At 26.2% G+C, this 16,691-nt stretch carries 16 protein-coding genes and 1 pseudogene; all 17 read left to right on the top strand.

Going from position 1 to position 16,691, the window contains the following annotated elements:
• Positions 1-1,736, top strand: a 1,736-nt coding sequence (locus H9660_RS13700; RefSeq protein ID WP_191750945.1) for an EAL domain-containing protein, incomplete at its 5' end; no start/stop codon positions are given.
• Between the two features lie 121 nt (positions 1,737-1,857).
• Entirely contained in the window at positions 1,858-2,592 is a 735-nt protein-coding gene (locus H9660_RS16385) for a ligand-binding sensor domain-containing protein (protein ID WP_243190673.1), read from the top strand.
• Positions 2,565-2,693, top strand: a pseudogene (locus H9660_RS16700) (hypothetical protein); the annotation flags it as partial. The gene H9660_RS16385 and the pseudogene H9660_RS16700, both read left to right, overlap by 28 nt.
• A gap of 9 nt (positions 2,694-2,702) precedes the next feature.
• Complete coding sequence (locus H9660_RS13695) at positions 2,703-4,916, top strand: sensor histidine kinase (protein WP_243190672.1); 2,214 nt, start codon at positions 2,703-2,705, stop codon at positions 4,914-4,916.
• A gap of 252 nt (positions 4,917-5,168) precedes the next feature.
• Positions 5,169-6,179 (top strand): sensor domain-containing diguanylate cyclase, encoded by a 1,011-nt coding sequence (locus tag H9660_RS13690; protein ID WP_191750944.1) that lies wholly within the window; start codon positions 5,169-5,171, stop codon positions 6,177-6,179.
• A gap of 145 nt (positions 6,180-6,324) precedes the next feature.
• Positions 6,325-6,807, top strand: a complete 483-nt coding sequence (locus tag H9660_RS13685) for an RrF2 family transcriptional regulator (RefSeq protein ID WP_191750943.1) — start codon at positions 6,325-6,327, stop codon at positions 6,805-6,807.
• 103 nt (positions 6,808-6,910) lie between these two features.
• The gene (locus H9660_RS13680) at positions 6,911-7,549 is read left to right on the top strand and encodes a nitroreductase family protein (RefSeq protein WP_191750942.1); all 639 of its coding nucleotides are present in this window, start codon (positions 6,911-6,913) and stop codon (positions 7,547-7,549) included.
• 253 nt (positions 7,550-7,802) lie between these two features.
• Positions 7,803-9,713 (top strand): BglG family transcription antiterminator, encoded by a 1,911-nt coding sequence (locus H9660_RS13675; RefSeq protein ID WP_191750941.1) that lies wholly within the window; start codon positions 7,803-7,805, stop codon positions 9,711-9,713.
• Positions 9,714-9,880: 167 nt separating this feature from the next.
• Entirely contained in the window at positions 9,881-10,204 is a 324-nt protein-coding gene (locus tag H9660_RS13670; protein WP_191750940.1) for a PTS sugar transporter subunit IIA, read from the top strand.
• 38 nt (positions 10,205-10,242) lie between these two features.
• Positions 10,243-10,569, top strand: coding sequence for a PTS sugar transporter subunit IIB (locus H9660_RS13665; protein ID WP_191750939.1), 327 nt, complete (start codon positions 10,243-10,245; stop codon positions 10,567-10,569).
• Positions 10,570-10,596: 27 nt separating this feature from the next.
• Positions 10,597-11,943 carry a PTS sugar transporter subunit IIC gene (locus H9660_RS13660; protein WP_191750938.1) on the top strand — a complete coding sequence of 449 codons (1,347 nt, stop codon included), beginning with the start codon at positions 10,597-10,599 and terminating at the stop codon, positions 11,941-11,943.
• Positions 11,937-12,548 carry an AAA family ATPase gene (locus H9660_RS13655; protein WP_191750937.1) on the top strand — a complete coding sequence of 204 codons (612 nt, stop codon included), beginning with the start codon at positions 11,937-11,939 and terminating at the stop codon, positions 12,546-12,548. Before H9660_RS13660 ends, H9660_RS13655 begins: the two co-directional genes overlap by 7 nt.
• 192 nt (positions 12,549-12,740) lie before the next feature.
• Positions 12,741-13,076 (top strand): PepSY domain-containing protein, encoded by a 336-nt coding sequence (locus H9660_RS13650; protein WP_191750936.1) that lies wholly within the window; start codon positions 12,741-12,743, stop codon positions 13,074-13,076.
• A gap of 87 nt (positions 13,077-13,163) precedes the next feature.
• Positions 13,164-13,832, top strand: a complete 669-nt coding sequence (locus H9660_RS13645) for a response regulator transcription factor (protein WP_191750935.1) — start codon at positions 13,164-13,166, stop codon at positions 13,830-13,832.
• A gap of 2 nt (positions 13,833-13,834) precedes the next feature.
• Positions 13,835-15,211, top strand: coding sequence for a sensor histidine kinase (locus H9660_RS13640; RefSeq protein WP_191750934.1), 1,377 nt, complete (start codon positions 13,835-13,837; stop codon positions 15,209-15,211).
• A 34-nt stretch (positions 15,212-15,245) separates the two neighbouring features.
• On the top strand, positions 15,246-15,923 hold the full coding sequence (locus H9660_RS13635) for a PepSY domain-containing protein (protein ID WP_191750933.1): 678 nt from the start codon (positions 15,246-15,248) through the stop codon (positions 15,921-15,923).
• A 165-nt stretch (positions 15,924-16,088) separates the two neighbouring features.
• Positions 16,089-16,424, top strand: a complete 336-nt coding sequence (locus tag H9660_RS13630; RefSeq protein ID WP_191750932.1) for a rubredoxin-like domain-containing protein — start codon at positions 16,089-16,091, stop codon at positions 16,422-16,424.
• Positions 16,425-16,691 lie beyond the last annotated feature (267 nt).

Here is a 16,691-nt window from a genome sequence, read left to right as displayed (position 1 = left end):
TTATTATTCTTTTTTGTATTTTTGTATTTTTAACCTCATTTTTCACTTTAAATAAATTTATTACTATTACTATAAATAAAAATAGTGAAGAAGAATTATTAAAATCAAATAAGCAAAGTGTTGAATTAGAAAAAGTTAAAATTGAAACTATATTTGAAACTAAATTAGATATTTTTATTAAAAATGTATTACAATCTGGGGCTATAGAGAGTAATAGTATTGATGAAGTAAAGATTATTGAGCTTATAAAGTATTTTAGAAAAGAAAATTTTATAGAAATTATGGGAGTAATAGTAGATGATGATAATATATTTTTAAATGAAAATGATGAAAGATTGTTACTTGATGAAAAGACAATATATGATATTTTATCAGAGGAGAAAAGTATATTTAAATATTCTATTAATGAAGAAGATTATTTAGTAATAAAAAATTCATTAGATGATTATGAGCAACATAACATAACAACCGTTTATTTACATAAAGATAAATCTAAAAATCAAGATTTACAAATACCTGTTTATACAGAATTAGGGTATTCATATATTACTGATAGTAGTGGTAACAGTATTTTTTATTCAACTAAGGATAGTTCCATAATTAAATTAGATAATATTTTAGATATAATAGTATCTTATTCAGAAGAGAATAAAGAGCTTATTGATAAAATAAAAATAGATATGATTAATAAAAGAAGCGGTATTATTAAGTATAAAGGTTCGTCAGAAATAAAATGGATGGCTTATTCACCTATTGGATATAAAGATTTATATTTATGTACCATAATACCAGAATCAGTTATAGATGCTAATGTAGATAAGATAGGAGATTTAAGTTTAATATCTACAATAGTAATAACAATTAATATTGTTTTAATATTTGGATTTTTTAAATTTATTAAAAGAAAAAAAGAGGATGATATATTAAGTTTATATTCTGTTACAAAAGAGAATTCATATAAAAAGTTTAATGAAATAATTGATAATAAAAGTATATTAGATGATATGAATAGAGCTATTATAAATAAAGAATTTAGGTTAGTATATCAACCTAAATTTGATGCAAAAACTAAAAAGGTAGTTGGTGCCGAAGCATTAATCAGATGGACAAGGCCGGATAATACTACAGTGTTCCCAAAAGAATTTATACCTATTGCAGAAAAAACAGGATTTATTACATTTATAGATAGTTATGTGTTTAGAGAAGTTTGTGAAAAACAATCTGAATGGATTAAAAAAGGGTATAATGTAGTACCTATTTCATTAAATATTTCAAGAGAAAAGTTAAAAGATCAGAACTTTTTATATGAATACTTAAAAATAATTGAAAGTATTGGAACAGAAAAAAAGTATGTACAATTAGAAATTACAGAAGGAGATACATATTCCTATGATAATGTAAGAAGTAATATAGTTGAGTTAATTAAGAGCGCTGGATTTAAAGTATTAATAGATGACTTTGGAATTGGGTATTCTTCATTATCTATGTTAAAAAACATAAGGGCAGATTATGTAAAGATAGATAGAAGTTTTATTGTTGATGAGAGTGATAGTGGAAAAGATATGCTGAAACATATTATTCAAATTGCCCAAACCTTTAATTATAAGATAATAGCTGAAGGGGTAGAGACTGAAGGACAATACAATTTCTTAAAGGAATATTGTAATGAAATTCAAGGATATTATTTCTCTAAACCTATAGAAGAACAAGAATTTATAGATAAATATTTAAAATAATTAATAAAAAGTTCCTATGTATAAAAATATGCATAGGAACTTTTTTTATGAGATTACATAATGATTATTTTGAACAAATTTGTTATAATATGCTAATGAGGAATTTGAAGTAAGGTGAAATATGAAAAGAGTTATAAAAAAGAGTATAGTATTTTTAATTATGTTTGTATGGATGTTTAGTTATGGTGCTTTTGCTATAAGTAATGATAATATTAATTTTCAGAATTTAACTATAGATGATGCATTATCTCAATCTTTAGCAGAATATATATATCAGGATAGTAATGGGTATATATGGATAGGAACTAATGATGGATTAAATAGGTGTAATGGAAATGAATTTAAGGTATATAAGAATATAAAAAATGATGAAAATAGTATTAGTAATAATATGATTAGTTCTATAGTAGAGGATAATGAGAAAAATTTATGGATAGGTACTGATGGTGGTTTGAATAAGATGGATTTGAACACTGGAAATATAAGTAGGTACTTGGTTTCTGAAGAGGATAAACTTTATTCAAATACTGTTGTTGACGAACTTATGATAGATTCAAAGGGAAGGCTTTGGGTCTGTACTATAAATGGACTTAATTTATATGATAGAAAAAATGATAAATTTATTAAGGTAGCAGAAGAATATTTAGAGAATAAAGGTCTTCAGGCTATTACAGAAGATAATAAAGGGAATATTTGGGTAGCTACTAGAGATGGATTATTTAAATATAATTATGAGGAAGATACAGTGAAAGCTTTTTATCATAATGAAGAGGATGAGAATACAATCAGTGAAAATAATGTATTTTCGCTTTACTATAGTAAGGGGAAATATGGCTTGCTACAGATCAAGGATTAGCAACTTTTGATGAAGAAGATGAAACCTTTTATACTTACACAAGTAACACAAGTAAATATAGTATATTTGATAATAATGTTATTAATTTATATCAAGATAGATTAGGGGTAATGTGGGTAGGAACCTTTGGTGGAATAAGTAAGTTTTATATTAATAAAGATTTCAAAGTGTATAGAAATGAACCAAACGATAATAATTCATTAAGTAGTAGCAGTGTATGTGGAATATATGAAGATGATGAAGGCATGGTATGGGTTGGAACTTTTAATTCTGGTATAAATAGAATAAACCTATCTAATGGAGAGATAACTAGATTTTATAGTGATACCAATAATAAAAATTCATTAAGTAGCAATAGAATAAAGGATATAACAGGAATAGGAAATGAAATATGGATAGCTACAGATAATGGATTAAATAAGTATGATACGAGTACAGAAAGCTTTACTGTATATAAAAATTCAGAAGATGAAAATAGTATAGTAAATAGCGAGATAAGAGTATTACATATAGATAAAGATGGACTATTATGGATAGGAACTAGAGGAGGAATATCAACCTTTGATAGAAAAGAAAATTTTATTTCATATAATAAGTTATTAGAGGAAAATGGAATTTATGAAAAAACTATTAGTGCTATTTATGAAGATGCTAAGGGAATAATGTGGTTTGGACTTGGAAATGATGGAGGATTAGTAAAGTATAATAGGAAAACTGGAGAAATTAGAAACTATTTATATGATGAGAATAATGAAAAATCCTTAAGTAATAATACTGTTAGATCTATTGCAGAAGATAGCAAAGGAAATCTATGGGTAGGGACTCAAGATGGATTAAATAAGCTAAATGAAGAAAAAGATGAATTTATAGTATATACATATGAAGATGGATTATCTAATAACTTTATTTATGGAGTTCTTATAGATGATAATGATAATGTTTGGACTAGCACTAATTATGGTGTATCTATGTATGATCAAGCTAATGATAAATTCATAAGATATTATGAGGCAGATGGGCTTGGAAGTAATGAATTTAATGGTTTTTCATATCATAAAAATAAAAAAGGTGAAATTTACTTTGGTGGAGTAAATGGATTAACAAAGCTTAATCCCCTAAATATTCAATTAAGAATGGAGACAAGCGATATAATAATAGATAGTATAAAAACAAGTGGGGGAATTGAAGTTAATAGAAGCGATAATATTGTTTTAGAATATGATTCAAGAGAACTATATTTAAAGTTTTTTATACCAGAATATAAAAATATAAATCAAATGCAGTATGCTTATAAATTAGAAGGGATGGATAATGATTGGGTATTTTCAGGTAGTGAAAACTATGCAAGATATGCAAGTATTCCACCAGGAAAATATAAATTACTTATAAAGGGAAGAAATTATAATGGGGTTTGGTCTGATATATCAACCTTAAATATAAAAGTAAAAAATTCAATTTTCAAAACTCCAATTGCATATTGTACATATATATTTATATTAATAATAGGAATATATTATTTTTATAATCAAATGAATATATTGAATTCATTAGTTAAAAAGAAAACTTATGAGTTAAATGTTAAGCTAAATGAAAATGAAATTTTATATAAAAGACTTATTCAAGCAGAAAAATATAAAAATAATTATTTTGTTAATTTATCTCATGAGCTTAGAACGCCATTAAATGTTATTTTGTCTATAGAGCAATTAATAAAATCTTTAATTAAGTCAGGAAATCATATAGATAATAATAAAATGGAAGGGTATATGAATACCTTAGGTGGAAATTCCAAACGTCTTTTAAATCTAATAAATAATATTATTGATACTTCAAAAATAGAATCAGGGACATATAAATTAAACAAAGAAAAAGTTGATATAGTAAATCTTGTAGAAGATACTGCCTTATCAATGGTAGAGCTTGCAAGAGCAAAGGGAATAGACCTTATAATAGATCCAGAAATAGAAGAATTAATTATAAGTTGTGATAGACTAGATATAGAAAGATGTATAGTAAACTTAATAGGAAATGCAATAAAGTTTACAGAGTCTAAAGGGAAAATAACTGTTACTGTTAGCAATTTTGAAGACAAAGTTAAGATAAGTGTTAAAGATACTGGTGTAGGAATTGATGTAAAATATCATGATAGCATTTTTGATAGATTCGGACAAGTTTATAATAGCTCTTCAGAAGAATTTGGAGGAAGCGGATTAGGACTAACATTAACGAAGAACTTAATAAATCTTCATATGGGGGATATTAAGGTAGCTAGCGAAATTGGAAAGGGAAGCGAGTTTATTATTACTCTTCCTATTAATAAATAAGATATAGCTATGATATGATTTTATTCCTGGGAAATATTTTAGAAAAATATAATTAAAAAAACGGAATTTAAATAGTTCCGTTTTTTTGTACTAATAAAATAAAACTTAATAAATTTATATACTAACAAATTAAAAGGACTTTGAGTATTAATGAATAATAAAGCTTAATGAAGAGTAATGTATTCATATCCATAAAGGGATAAAAGCATTTAATATAATGGGTATAGTATAGAAAAAGGATAGGTGAATGTTTTGAATCAAAATGATATTGATAAAGATAAGCTGCTTGAAGTTATTAAATTACAAACTGAAGTAGCTCAACAGGGAATGGATATGGCAAATATTATGGATATAGTTGTACAGAGAACTCAATTAATTACTAATTCAGATGGTGCTTCAGTAGAATTAATTGAGAGGAAAGAATTAGTATATAGTGCTGTTTCAGGAACCGCTGAAAAGTTTTTGGGATTACGTTTAGATATAGATAATAGTCTTTCTGGTGAATGTATAAGTATGAGAATACCGTTAATTAGTAATGATATTGAACTTGATGATAGAGTTAATAAAAATGCATGTAGGAAAATTGGAATTAGGTCTATGATTGTATTACCTTTAATTTATAATAATACAGTAGTTGGAGTATTAAAGGTTTTATCTGGAAAAGTAAATCATTTTGATGAAGAAGATATTAAAATATTAGAACTTATGTCAGGTTTAATTGCAGCAGAGATGTTTAATGCAATGAAAAATGATAATAGTGAATTATTTTATAAAGCAACTCATGATAGTCTTACTGGAATATCTAATAGATCTTTATTTTATGATCGTTTGAGACAAAAATTATCAAAAGCCTTAAGAAAAAATGAAGAATTCGGAATAATTTCTCTTGATATGGATGGATTAAAAGAAATTAATGATAATTATGGGCATAGAGCAGGAGATGCAGCAATTAAAGAAATTGCTTCTAGAATTAAAATGACTGTAGATAAGTTAGATACAGTTTCTAGATTGGGGGGAGATGAGTTTGGAATTATAATTACAAAGGTAGTTGATAGAAATGATATTCCATCATTAATTAAGCGTATAGATTATGAAATTACAAGACCATTTGAATTTGAAGGGATTAAAATAAATCTTAAGGCTAGTATAGGATATGCTCATTTTAAGGAAGATGGTATTGATATTGAGGTTTTAATTGAGAAGGCAGATAAGTCAATGTATGAAGTTAAAAGAAGACGAAAAGGTTTAGAAAATATACGTTAATTAAAAATGGGTTGTTTTAGAGTTATTTTATAGGCAAAAATAACTCTAAATTTGACTTTTGAGTCTATATATGATAGCTTAAAGTGGATAATGATTATCCTGATTATCCAGTATAGATTAAAATTATAAATAGGTGGTGCTTATAATGAAAATGAAAACTGGAGTTGAACAATCGGTATATGCAATTCTTATATTAAATATGTTACCGGATAAAGCTGTATTGCCAGGAGAAGCAATTAGTAATCAGTTAGGAGCTTCTTCAACTTATTTTCAAAAATTATTAAGAAAATTAGTTAGTGCAGATTTAATTACTTCTGTTCCAGGAGTAAAAGGTGGATTTAAATTAAGAAAAAAGCCTGAGGAGATTAGGGTTTATGATATATACATGGCCATAGAAGGACAACAATCTCTTTATTCTTCAATGGGGGTTCTAAGTGATATGTTTGAGTTATCAGAAGATAGTCATACATGCTGTCTATTAACAAATTTAATGGAAGAAGCTGAATCATCTTGGAAATCAGTATTAAAACGTGAAACCATAGAATCTTTATATGAAAAAACTAAAAGAGATTTTCCACAAAAGCTTCAAATGTTACAAGAGTGGATAGAAGAAAATATGGTATTGTAATAAAAATATTAATAAGTATATAAAATAAATAAGAAATTTAATAGTAATACTTTAAAAGATATTTAACTAATAAAAAGTATAAGCTATAAGGGAGAGGTTATAAATGATAGATATACAAGAAACAAATGATTTTAAAGAAATAATAAAAGGACGTCGTTCAATTAGAAGTTATGATAAGGATATAAAAATAAGTAAGGAAGTTATGTCTAAAATTCTTGAAGAAGCAACACTTGCACCTTCTTCAGTTAATATGCAACCATGGCGTTTTATTGTAATTGAAAGTGAAGAAGGAAAAGCAACACTTGCACCACTTGCAAAGTTTAATCAAGCTCAAGTTGAAACAGCTTCAGCAGTAATAGCTATATTTGGAGATCTTAATAACTTTGAAAATGGAGAAGAAATATATAGTAAAGCAGTAGAACTTGGACACATGCCTTTAGAAGTAAAGGAAAGACAAATTAGCGCTCTTACAAATTATTTTAAAACTTTAGATCCGCAAGTAAATAGAGAAACTGTGCTAATTGATGGAGGTATTGTAGCTATGCAATTAATTCTTGTAGCACGTGCATATGGATATGATACATGTCCAATGGGTGGATTTGAGAAAGATAAAATTGCAGAAGCATTAGGATTAGATAAGGAACGTTATGTACCAGTTATGCTTATATCAATTGGGAAAGCAGCTGAGGATGGACATACATCAGTTCGTCTTCCAATTAATAAAGTTACACAATGGAAGTAATTATTTAATTAATATATTAAGATAAATGAATAATAAGAGTTAGATTGAACTTAACAATCTAACTCTTATTACTTATAAATAAATTTATAATATAACAGCTATAAAGAAAAAGTATACGATATTATAGAATAATATTATAAATTAGTAGACATATAATTCTTAAATAATTAAAATTATATATAATAAAAATAAAAAAGTGTATAGTTTTAATAAGTTAAATATAAATTTAGATATACTAAAGAGAGGATTTTATATGCTAAATAAAAGGCAAAAAAAAATTATAATGCTCATGAATGAAGATAAGAGTTGGATTATGGGAAAAGAATTAGCTAAGTTATTTGGTGTATCTGATAGAACAATTCGAAATGATATTGCAAAAATTAATGATTTTTATAAAGATTTATTAATAATATCTAATGTAAGGTATGGATATAAAATTGATGAATATAAGACACAGCGTTTAAATATATCAAGTAGCGATATTATTCCTCAAACATCAGAGGAAAGATGTGCGTATATAATTCAAGAGTTATTGTTTGGAAAAGGTAAAATAAATCTTGTATTACTACAAGAAAAAATTTTTATATCAGAAGCGTCGTTAGATAATGATATAAAGAAAATTAGAAGAGTCTTAGCTAAATATCCTAGTCTTAAAATTATAAGAAGAAGTAATTATATTGAACTTATAGGAAATGAAGATGAAAAGAGAAGTTTATATAAAAACTTATTAACCAATGAGACTAATGGAAATTTTTTGAATTTGAATAAAATTGCATCACTATTTAAGGAATTTGATTTAATAAGAGTTAAAACAATATTAGAAGAAACTTTAAAAGAACATCATTATCATGTAAGAGAACTTGCACTTCCAAGGTTAATGCTTCATATAGGTGTAACAATAGATAGGATGTTAAAATATAATTTTATAAAAACTGATAGAGGGAGTAAAGATTTAAAAAATAGTATTGAATATAAAATTTCTAAAAAATTTTTTAATAAGGTAGCATCAGAAATAAATATAAAAGTTATTCAAGATGAAATTATCCTATTTGCATTACTTCTTTTAGGTAAAAAAGGAACAAGCTATTCTAATGAAATAGTAAAAGAAAATTTAAATTGTTCACCCTCAAGTTTAGTTTTTAATATTATAGAAGATATAAAAACTACTTTTGGTATAGATTTTAGTGATGATAATGAATTTAAAGTTGGTTTTGAAATGCATATAATATCTCTTTTAGAAAGACATCTATATGATATAGAAATTGATAATATTTATCTTCAAGAGATAAAACGTAAATATCCCCTTATATTTGAGATGGGAATAAGAGTATGTAAAATATTAGAGGAAAGAATACATATAAGGATAAAAGAGAATGAAATTTCCTTCATTGCGCTTCATTTAGGGGCAGCATATGAAAGAGCAAATCTAAAACGTAAATATAGAGTAGTTATGATTTATCCATATAATCAAACTTTATCTGATTTATTCCTTCAAAAAATAATGAATAGGTTTAGTGATAGAATAGAAATTATAAAGTGTATAAACTTCTTTGAAGAGTCAGAAATAGAAGATTTAAATCCAGAAATAATTTTAACAACATTACCATTAGAGCATAGTCTTAATATTTTGACTATAGAAATATCCCTATTTATGAATCAGAAAGATGAAAGTAATATATTTCAAGCATTAAATAGGCTGGATGAAATAAGATATAAAGAAGCTTTTGAATTACTTATAATGAAGCTTATAAAAAAGGAATTCTTTTATACTAGCATTAAAGGAGAAAATCCTACAGAAATAATTTCGCAAATGTGCGATGATTTGTACCATAAGAGATATGTTACAGATGAGTTTAAGGAAAGTGTGCTTAAAAGAGAACATATTTCTTCTACATCATTTATATATGGTTTTTCAGTTCCACATAGCATAAGTTCAGGAGCCACTAAAAAATCTGCTATAAGTATTGCTATTCTTGAAAATCCTATAAAGTGGGGAGAGTTTGATGTTAGATTTGTAATTTTATTAGCAATAAAAGAAGAAGATCGTGAATTACTTAGAATATTTTTTGATTGGTTAAGCAGTATAATATCAAATTCAAGTAAATTTGCAAGTATATTAGAAATGAAAAATTATGATGACTTTATAGAGAATATTTTAAAATAATATAAAAGGCCTTATAGTTCTTTGTATAGACTATAAGGCTTTTTATAATTTCTATTTTTAAGTTTATAAGTATAAATTAAAATGCTTCCTAATTATTAGGAAGTCAATTTAAAGGAATCAAGGTTTACTGAGGTATATACTATAATTAACAGCTAGGAGGAGAGATTATGGAAAAGTTAGAATTAGTAAGTTTTCAAATTATTTCGTCTGTAGGAATGGCAAAAAGTAGCTATATTGAGGCGATTCAAGAAGCTAAAAAGGGCAACTTTGAAAAAGCAAATTTTTGCATAGAAGAAGGTAAGAATTTATTTATGCAAGCACATAAAGCGCATGCAGAGTTAATTCAAAGTGAAACAAGTGGAGAGGGAATAACTCTTAATCTATTATTATTACATGCAGAAGATCAAATGATGTCTACTGAAACTTGTAAAATACTTGCTGAAGAACTAATTGAAAGTTATAAACGCATTATAGCTTTAGAAAAAAGATAATAAAAAAATATATAAAAGTATGAAGGGAGAAAACAAAAATGAAAAGAGTTTATTTATTTTGTAGTGCAGGAATGTCTACAAGTATGTTAGCAGCTAATATGCAACAAGTTGCTGATAAGCGTTCATTAGATATTGAGGTAAAGGCTTTTCCGTATGATAAATTAGGAGAAATAATATCAACATTTAATCCAGATTGTATACTTTTAGGACCACAAGTAAAATACTTATTTGATCAAACAATGAGTGAATTTGGAAACAAGGGAATTCCTATACAAGTAATTGATTCTGGTGATTATGGAATGATGAATGGTGAAAATGTTCTAAAATCTGCTGTAAAGCTTATGAGAGCAGCAGGTAAATATTAAATAATTTAATATAAAGGGGAAATTGATATGAAGGCACTTACAAATTTTCTAGAAAAGTATTTATCACCCATAGGTGCAAAGCTAGGAAACCAACGTCATTTACAATCTTTAGCTAATGGTATGATGATGACATTGCCTCTACTTGTTATTGGTTCAATATTTATGATGATAAATAATCCACCTATAAATATTGAAACTGTAGATATGTCAACATCAAATGTGTTTATAAGATTTCTAATTAATTGGAAGCAATGGGCTATAGCAAATAGTGATACTATTTTAGCTCCATATAACATGACCTTTGGAATGCTTGGGCTTATGACATCATTCTCTGTATCTTATTGCTTAGCAAAAACTTACAAGATGAATGCAGCAGTTTCAGGAATAATGACAATGTCAGTATTCTTATTAGTATGTTCAAGAACAGTTCAAGTACCGGTTGGTGATAATGCAACTATAGCAGCTATTACATCTCAGTATTTATCAAGTGATGGACTGTTTGTAGCATTAATTTTAAGTTTTGCATGTGTAGAAATCACTCGTATGGTAGATAAGCTAGGAATAAAGGTAAAATTCCCTGCTTCAGTACCAAGCATGGTTGCAACTTTTGTTAATTCATTATTACCACTACTTATAAATATTGTAATTATATATGGAATAAATTTAATACTTATTTCTACATTAGGAAAATCATTCCCAGATGCAGTAATGAGCTTACTTACACCTGCTATTGAAGTAGGAAATAATATTTGGGTATTTGCAGGAATAATAATGTTCTCAAATATATTATGGTTCCTTGGAATAAATGGTACATCAGTTATATTCTCAATAGTATTCATGATTGGACTTTCAGGTACAGGTGCTAATGCAGAAATGGTAGCAAAGGGGTTAGAACCTACAAATCCTATGAATCTTCAATTATTCCGTTATGCTATGATTGGTGGATCAGGTGGAACAATTGGTCTAATTTTATTAATGTGGAGATCAAAATCAGCAAAATTAAAATCTTTAGCTCGTATTTCATTAGTACCAGGATTATGCTCAATAAACGAACCGATAGTTTTTGGAGTTCCAATGGCATATAATCCAATAATGGCTATACCATACATATTCATTCCATCAATTTGCGTAGTGCTAGGTTACTATGCTCAAGTTTTTGGATTAATAACTCCAGGATATATAGCTGACCCATCTTTCATACCTTTCTTTATTCAAGGATGGATGTCAGGTATGGATATAAGAAACGTAATATTTATGTTCTTATGTGTAGGCTTAAGCGTAGTTATATACTATCCATTCTTTAAAGCATATGAAAAGGTAGCAGTACAAAAGGAAATAGAAGAAGCTAAAGAAGAGGAGGATTTCGAATGGTAAAAAAAATGTATGACCCATGGTCAAGAATAACAACAAGAAATGGTTATGCAGGTGATGAAGTAATATCAGCACTTCAAAAATCAATTAGAAGAGGATTAGAAGAGCAAGCCTGTAAGTTTGCTTATGAAATGTACATAACATCTCCAGAGCTTGAAGAGAAGATGTGGAGAAGATTACTTACTATATCTGTTGAAGATATAGGAATGGGAAATCCTATGGCAGCAGTAATAGTAAATAATTTATTTGAAATGCGTAAGAATTTTGATTATGCAGATGGAGATCGTCCAATGTATTTTATTCATGCAATACGTTACTTATGCCAATGTGAAAAAGATAGATCATCTGATTTATTAAAGAACATATGCATAAAGAGTTTTGCAATGGGTAAGTTCCCTGAGATTCCAGATTACGCACTTGATAAACACACTCAACGTGGTCAAGAAATGGGAAGAGACTCATTCCACTTCTTAAATGAAGCTAGTAAGGTAATACCTCAAGCTAAAATAGATAATGACTACAAAGAGCGTTATGCAAAAATTCTTGAAGAATATGATCCAGAGAATGTATGTGATACTACATTTAAATTTAATGGATGGCAATTCTAATTTAATTATATGATTTAATAAAGAAGCTATCGTACTAGCAGATAAAATCTACTGGCGATAGCCTCTTTTTTATATATTTAAAAGTTAGATTAAAAATTTTTAATCTAACTTTTATTTTATTATCATGAAAAGAAAATTTTTATGTTTTATACTTTAATTAAATTAGCAATAACGGTAAGGAGTGATTTTATAATGATAAGTAAGTTAGAAGAAATAAAAAAAATAATATTTAAGAATAAGAAAACCATAATAAAAAGTATATCTATAATATGTGTATCTGGATTTATGTTAGTTACATTATCAGGATTATTTATTTATAGTACAGCTAAGAAAAATATTAATTATACTATTGAAGAAGCTAAAGAAATAGCTCTTAAGTCTGTTAATGGAGATATACTAAAAGTTAATAAAAAGTTAGAAGTAGAAAGTCTTAGCTTTGAATATGAATTTAAAATAAAGGATAATAATAATATTTTGAGAGAAGTTACTGTGGATTCAAACTTAGGAGTTATTACAGATTTAGATTAATTATTTAATATATTGGTTAGTATAATATGAATTATAAATTTGTTATAATTATATATTAATATTATATGAATATGAGGTGTAGTTACTATGAAGAGCATATTAATAGTAGAAGATGAAATAAATATTTCTGAGTTTGTAAAGTTAGAATTAGAGTATGAGGGATATAGTGTTTGTATAAAGGATGATGGAAGAGAAGGTTTAAAAGAAGCTTTAAAAGGTAACTATGATTTGATAATTTTAGATATTATGCTTCCATCAATGAATGGATTTGAAATATGTAGAAGATTAAAAAAACAAATTAATACTCCAGTAATAATGCTTAGTGCTAAAGATAGTGTAATGGATAAGGTTAATGGACTTCAAATTGGAGCCGATGATTATATTGCTAAGCCTTTTGCAATAGAAGAATTGTTGGCTCGTATTGAAGTTGTTATGAGAAGGCAACATAACTTTAATAACTATTTAGTTAAATTTAAGGATATAATAATAGATAAAAATTCAAGAACTGTTAAGAAAAATAATGAGGAAATAAACTTAACAAATAAAGAATATGAACTTTTAATTATGCTTATAGAAAATAAAGATAGAGTAATTACAAGAGATGAAATATTGGACAGAATATGGGGATATGAATTTGATACAGAGACCAATGTTATAGATGTTTATATTAGGTATTTAAGAACCAAATTAAATCCTGATAATAAGGAAGAATATATTCAAACGATAAGATCAGTTGGCTATATTATGAGGAGTTAATAATGAAAAAGAAGAAGGTACCAATACTTAGAGAAATAATAACTAAATCCTTTTTTGTTATTATTATTATTTTAGCAATATACACATTTGGTCAAATAATAACATTTTGGATATTTACAGATGAATATGAGAAGGATTTATTAAAAGATAGATACAGAGAAATCGTTAGTTTATCAAATAATATTAGTACAGAAATTTCTGAAGAAGGATTTAGAGATCATTTAAAAACTTTAAATAGTGGAGAAGTAGATGAAGAGATAAGAATATACTCAAAAGATAAAGTATATTATCAATCTAAATCGGATATTTGGGAAGATATTAATTATAGGTATATAGATAATGATATAAAAATAGAAACTAAGATTCTAGATTTTGATATATATATGATCATATCAGCAGATATAAAGATATCAGATTCTAATTATATAATACAAGTAGTTAGAGAAAATGATATATTTAAGGAATTTACTGAAAATTCTCTTCCCATTTTTATAATAACATTAGTATTAGGTCTTATTTTAAGTGGGGTAGGGGCAATATATGTATCAAAAAGTTTTGTAGATAGATTAAAAAAACTTACTAAGACTATGAATGAAATAAAAGAAAATGGAATTGATAAAAGAGCTGAGATTTCAGAAGCAAATGATGAAATTGATAAAGTAAATATTGTTTTTAATTCTATGATGGATGAAGTACAAGATGCCTTTGAAGAGCAAAGTAGATTTGTATCAGATGCATCGCATGAATTAAAGACACCATTAACAGCACTTCAGGGACACTTAAGTATGCTTAAAAGATGGGGGAAAAATGATAAGGTGCGTTTAGAAAAATCCTTAGATATATGCTTAAATGAAGTAGAAAGATTAAAGAAAATAGTAAATGATATGTTGATTTTGTCTAAGGCAGAAAATGAAAATATAGATTTAAATGAGTTAGATAAAATTAATCCTAAAGATATAATTAATGAATTAATTTATGAGTATAGGATATTAAATGATAAGGTAAAATACATAGTTAATATTGAAGATAATATAAAAATTAAAGTTAAAGCTGATGATTTAAAACAATTATTAATAATATTTATTGATAACTCTATTAAATATAATAATAAAGAAAGTATAGAAATTAAAATAACATTATTAAAAGAAGAAGAGCAAATAAAATTAGAAGTTAAGGATAATGGAATTGGAATACCTAAAGATGAAATTAATAATGTTATGAAAAGATTTTATAAGGTTGATAAATCTAGAGTAAATAATAATTCCTTCGGAATAGGTTTATCTATTGCAAATAGAATAGTAAATAAATATAAAGCTAAAATTAAAATAGATAGTGAATTAAATAGATATACAACAATATCTGTATATTTTAATCTTTAGTATAAAGTTAATATTTATGTAGGAGGTAGATAAAATGAAGAGAATAATAGTAGCAATGACCATAATAATTAGCAGTATGAGTTTAATAGGATGTAGTGAATTAAATATACCAAGTAGTAATACAACGAAAAATGAAAATATAAGCAATGATGAAATTTTGAATGAAAATTCAAATAGTAATAATGAAGTTCAAAATGAAAATTCAAATAATAATCAAATTCAAAATGGAAATACAAATAATAGTCAAACTTCAAATGAAACCTCTAAAATTTCTATAGAAGAAGCTAAGAACATAGCTCTAACACATGCAAATTTAACAAGTGATAAGGTATCATTTATTAAAGCAAAAAATGAATTCGATAATGGAATAGATAAGTATGATATAGAGTTTTATTATGAAAATACTGAATATGATTATGAAATAAACGCATCTAATGGGCAAATAATAAAATATGATTACGATGTAGAAAATTATAATATAAATAGAGATCAAAATGTAGATAGAACAGTTAACGTATCTACAGAACAAGCAAAGGAAATAGCTTTAAAACATGCAAATTTGACTGCTAATGAAGTTGTATTTGCAAAAGTAGAGTTAGATTTTGACGATGGAATACAAAAATATGAAGTGAAGTTCTATAATAATAATATAGAATATGAATATAATATAGATGCTAATACTGGAGAAATAGTATCATATGAAAGAGAATAATTAATTTTATAAGCCTCTTATGTAAGAGGCTTATTTATATAGCTTATTAATAAATAATAATTATTATTAGTTGACAATGCCAATTTGATGATGTATTATATAAATATAGAAAATACAGAAAATAAAGAAAAAAATAAATTTTATATATAAAAGGGAGAGTTAATTATGAAGAAATTATTTAAATGTAGTATATGTGGATATGTACACGAAGGATTAGAGGCACCAGAAGTTTGCCCTAAGTGTAATTTAGGAAAAGAAAAATTTGTAGAACTTAGCAGCGAAGATGCTGAAAAAATATATGCTTCAGACAGAACTAATAGTATACATGCAGAAATGATTGTATTAGCAGGTAGAATTGCTGAACTTGCTAAAGAAGGTATAGAAATAAACCTTGATCCAAAGTGTGTAAATGGATTTGAAAAAGCTAAAAATGAAGCTTGGGTTATCAAGCAAAGATGTAAAGCAGAATTAGCAGGACATATCGCTAACGGAAAGTGGTAGGCTAATATTATAAACGGTATATATTGTATTAATACAGTATATACCGTTTTTTTATTATTTAGTGAAATTATAAAGCTGCTACCCTGTGAATAACAGTTTTATAATTTCCATCCTTCAGTTTGGAAGTGTTAAAATATCATAGCGAGGTGACTTGGAATTTGCGACGGAACATGGATATGTTACTTTAACACTTTTTTAATGTATAGACCAGTTATAAAAAGTCAATACTTTTTTAAAAAATTCTTTTATTAAATAAGGGTATACTTA

This window comes from Clostridium gallinarum (assembly GCF_014836325.1).
GTDB classification, from domain to species: Bacteria; Bacillota; Clostridia; order Clostridiales; family Clostridiaceae; genus Clostridium; species Clostridium gallinarum.
This window is presented reverse-complemented; position numbering and strand designations above follow the sequence as displayed.

What these genes read in the sequence shown, in the direction of transcription:
- H9660_RS13665 (WP_191750939.1), top strand. Translation starts at nt 10,243, where the DNA reads ATGAAAAGAGTTTATTTATTTTGTAGTGCAGGAATGTCTACAAGTATG.
- H9660_RS13630 (WP_191750932.1), top strand. Translation starts at nt 16,089, where the DNA reads ATGAAGAAATTATTTAAATGTAGTATATGTGGATATGTACACGAAGGA.
- H9660_RS13680 (WP_191750942.1), top strand. Translation starts at nt 6,911, where the DNA reads ATGATAGATATACAAGAAACAAATGATTTTAAAGAAATAATAAAAGGA.
- H9660_RS13635 (WP_191750933.1), top strand. Translation starts at nt 15,246, where the DNA reads ATGAAGAGAATAATAGTAGCAATGACCATAATAATTAGCAGTATGAGT.
- H9660_RS13660 (WP_191750938.1), top strand. Translation starts at nt 10,597, where the DNA reads ATGAAGGCACTTACAAATTTTCTAGAAAAGTATTTATCACCCATAGGT.
- H9660_RS13695 (WP_243190672.1), top strand. Translation starts at nt 2,703, where the DNA reads ATGTGGGTAGGAACCTTTGGTGGAATAAGTAAGTTTTATATTAATAAA.
- H9660_RS13685 (WP_191750943.1), top strand. Translation starts at nt 6,325, where the DNA reads ATGAAAATGAAAACTGGAGTTGAACAATCGGTATATGCAATTCTTATA.
- H9660_RS13670 (WP_191750940.1), top strand. Translation starts at nt 9,881, where the DNA reads ATGGAAAAGTTAGAATTAGTAAGTTTTCAAATTATTTCGTCTGTAGGA.
- H9660_RS13655 (WP_191750937.1), top strand. Translation starts at nt 11,937, where the DNA reads ATGGTAAAAAAAATGTATGACCCATGGTCAAGAATAACAACAAGAAAT.
- H9660_RS13645 (WP_191750935.1), top strand. Translation starts at nt 13,164, where the DNA reads ATGAAGAGCATATTAATAGTAGAAGATGAAATAAATATTTCTGAGTTT.
- H9660_RS13650 (WP_191750936.1), top strand. Translation starts at nt 12,741, where the DNA reads ATGATAAGTAAGTTAGAAGAAATAAAAAAAATAATATTTAAGAATAAG.
- H9660_RS13640 (WP_191750934.1), top strand. Translation starts at nt 13,835, where the DNA reads ATGAAAAAGAAGAAGGTACCAATACTTAGAGAAATAATAACTAAATCC.
- H9660_RS16385 (WP_243190673.1), top strand. Translation starts at nt 1,858, where the DNA reads ATGAAAAGAGTTATAAAAAAGAGTATAGTATTTTTAATTATGTTTGTA.
- H9660_RS13675 (WP_191750941.1), top strand. Translation starts at nt 7,803, where the DNA reads ATGCTAAATAAAAGGCAAAAAAAAATTATAATGCTCATGAATGAAGAT.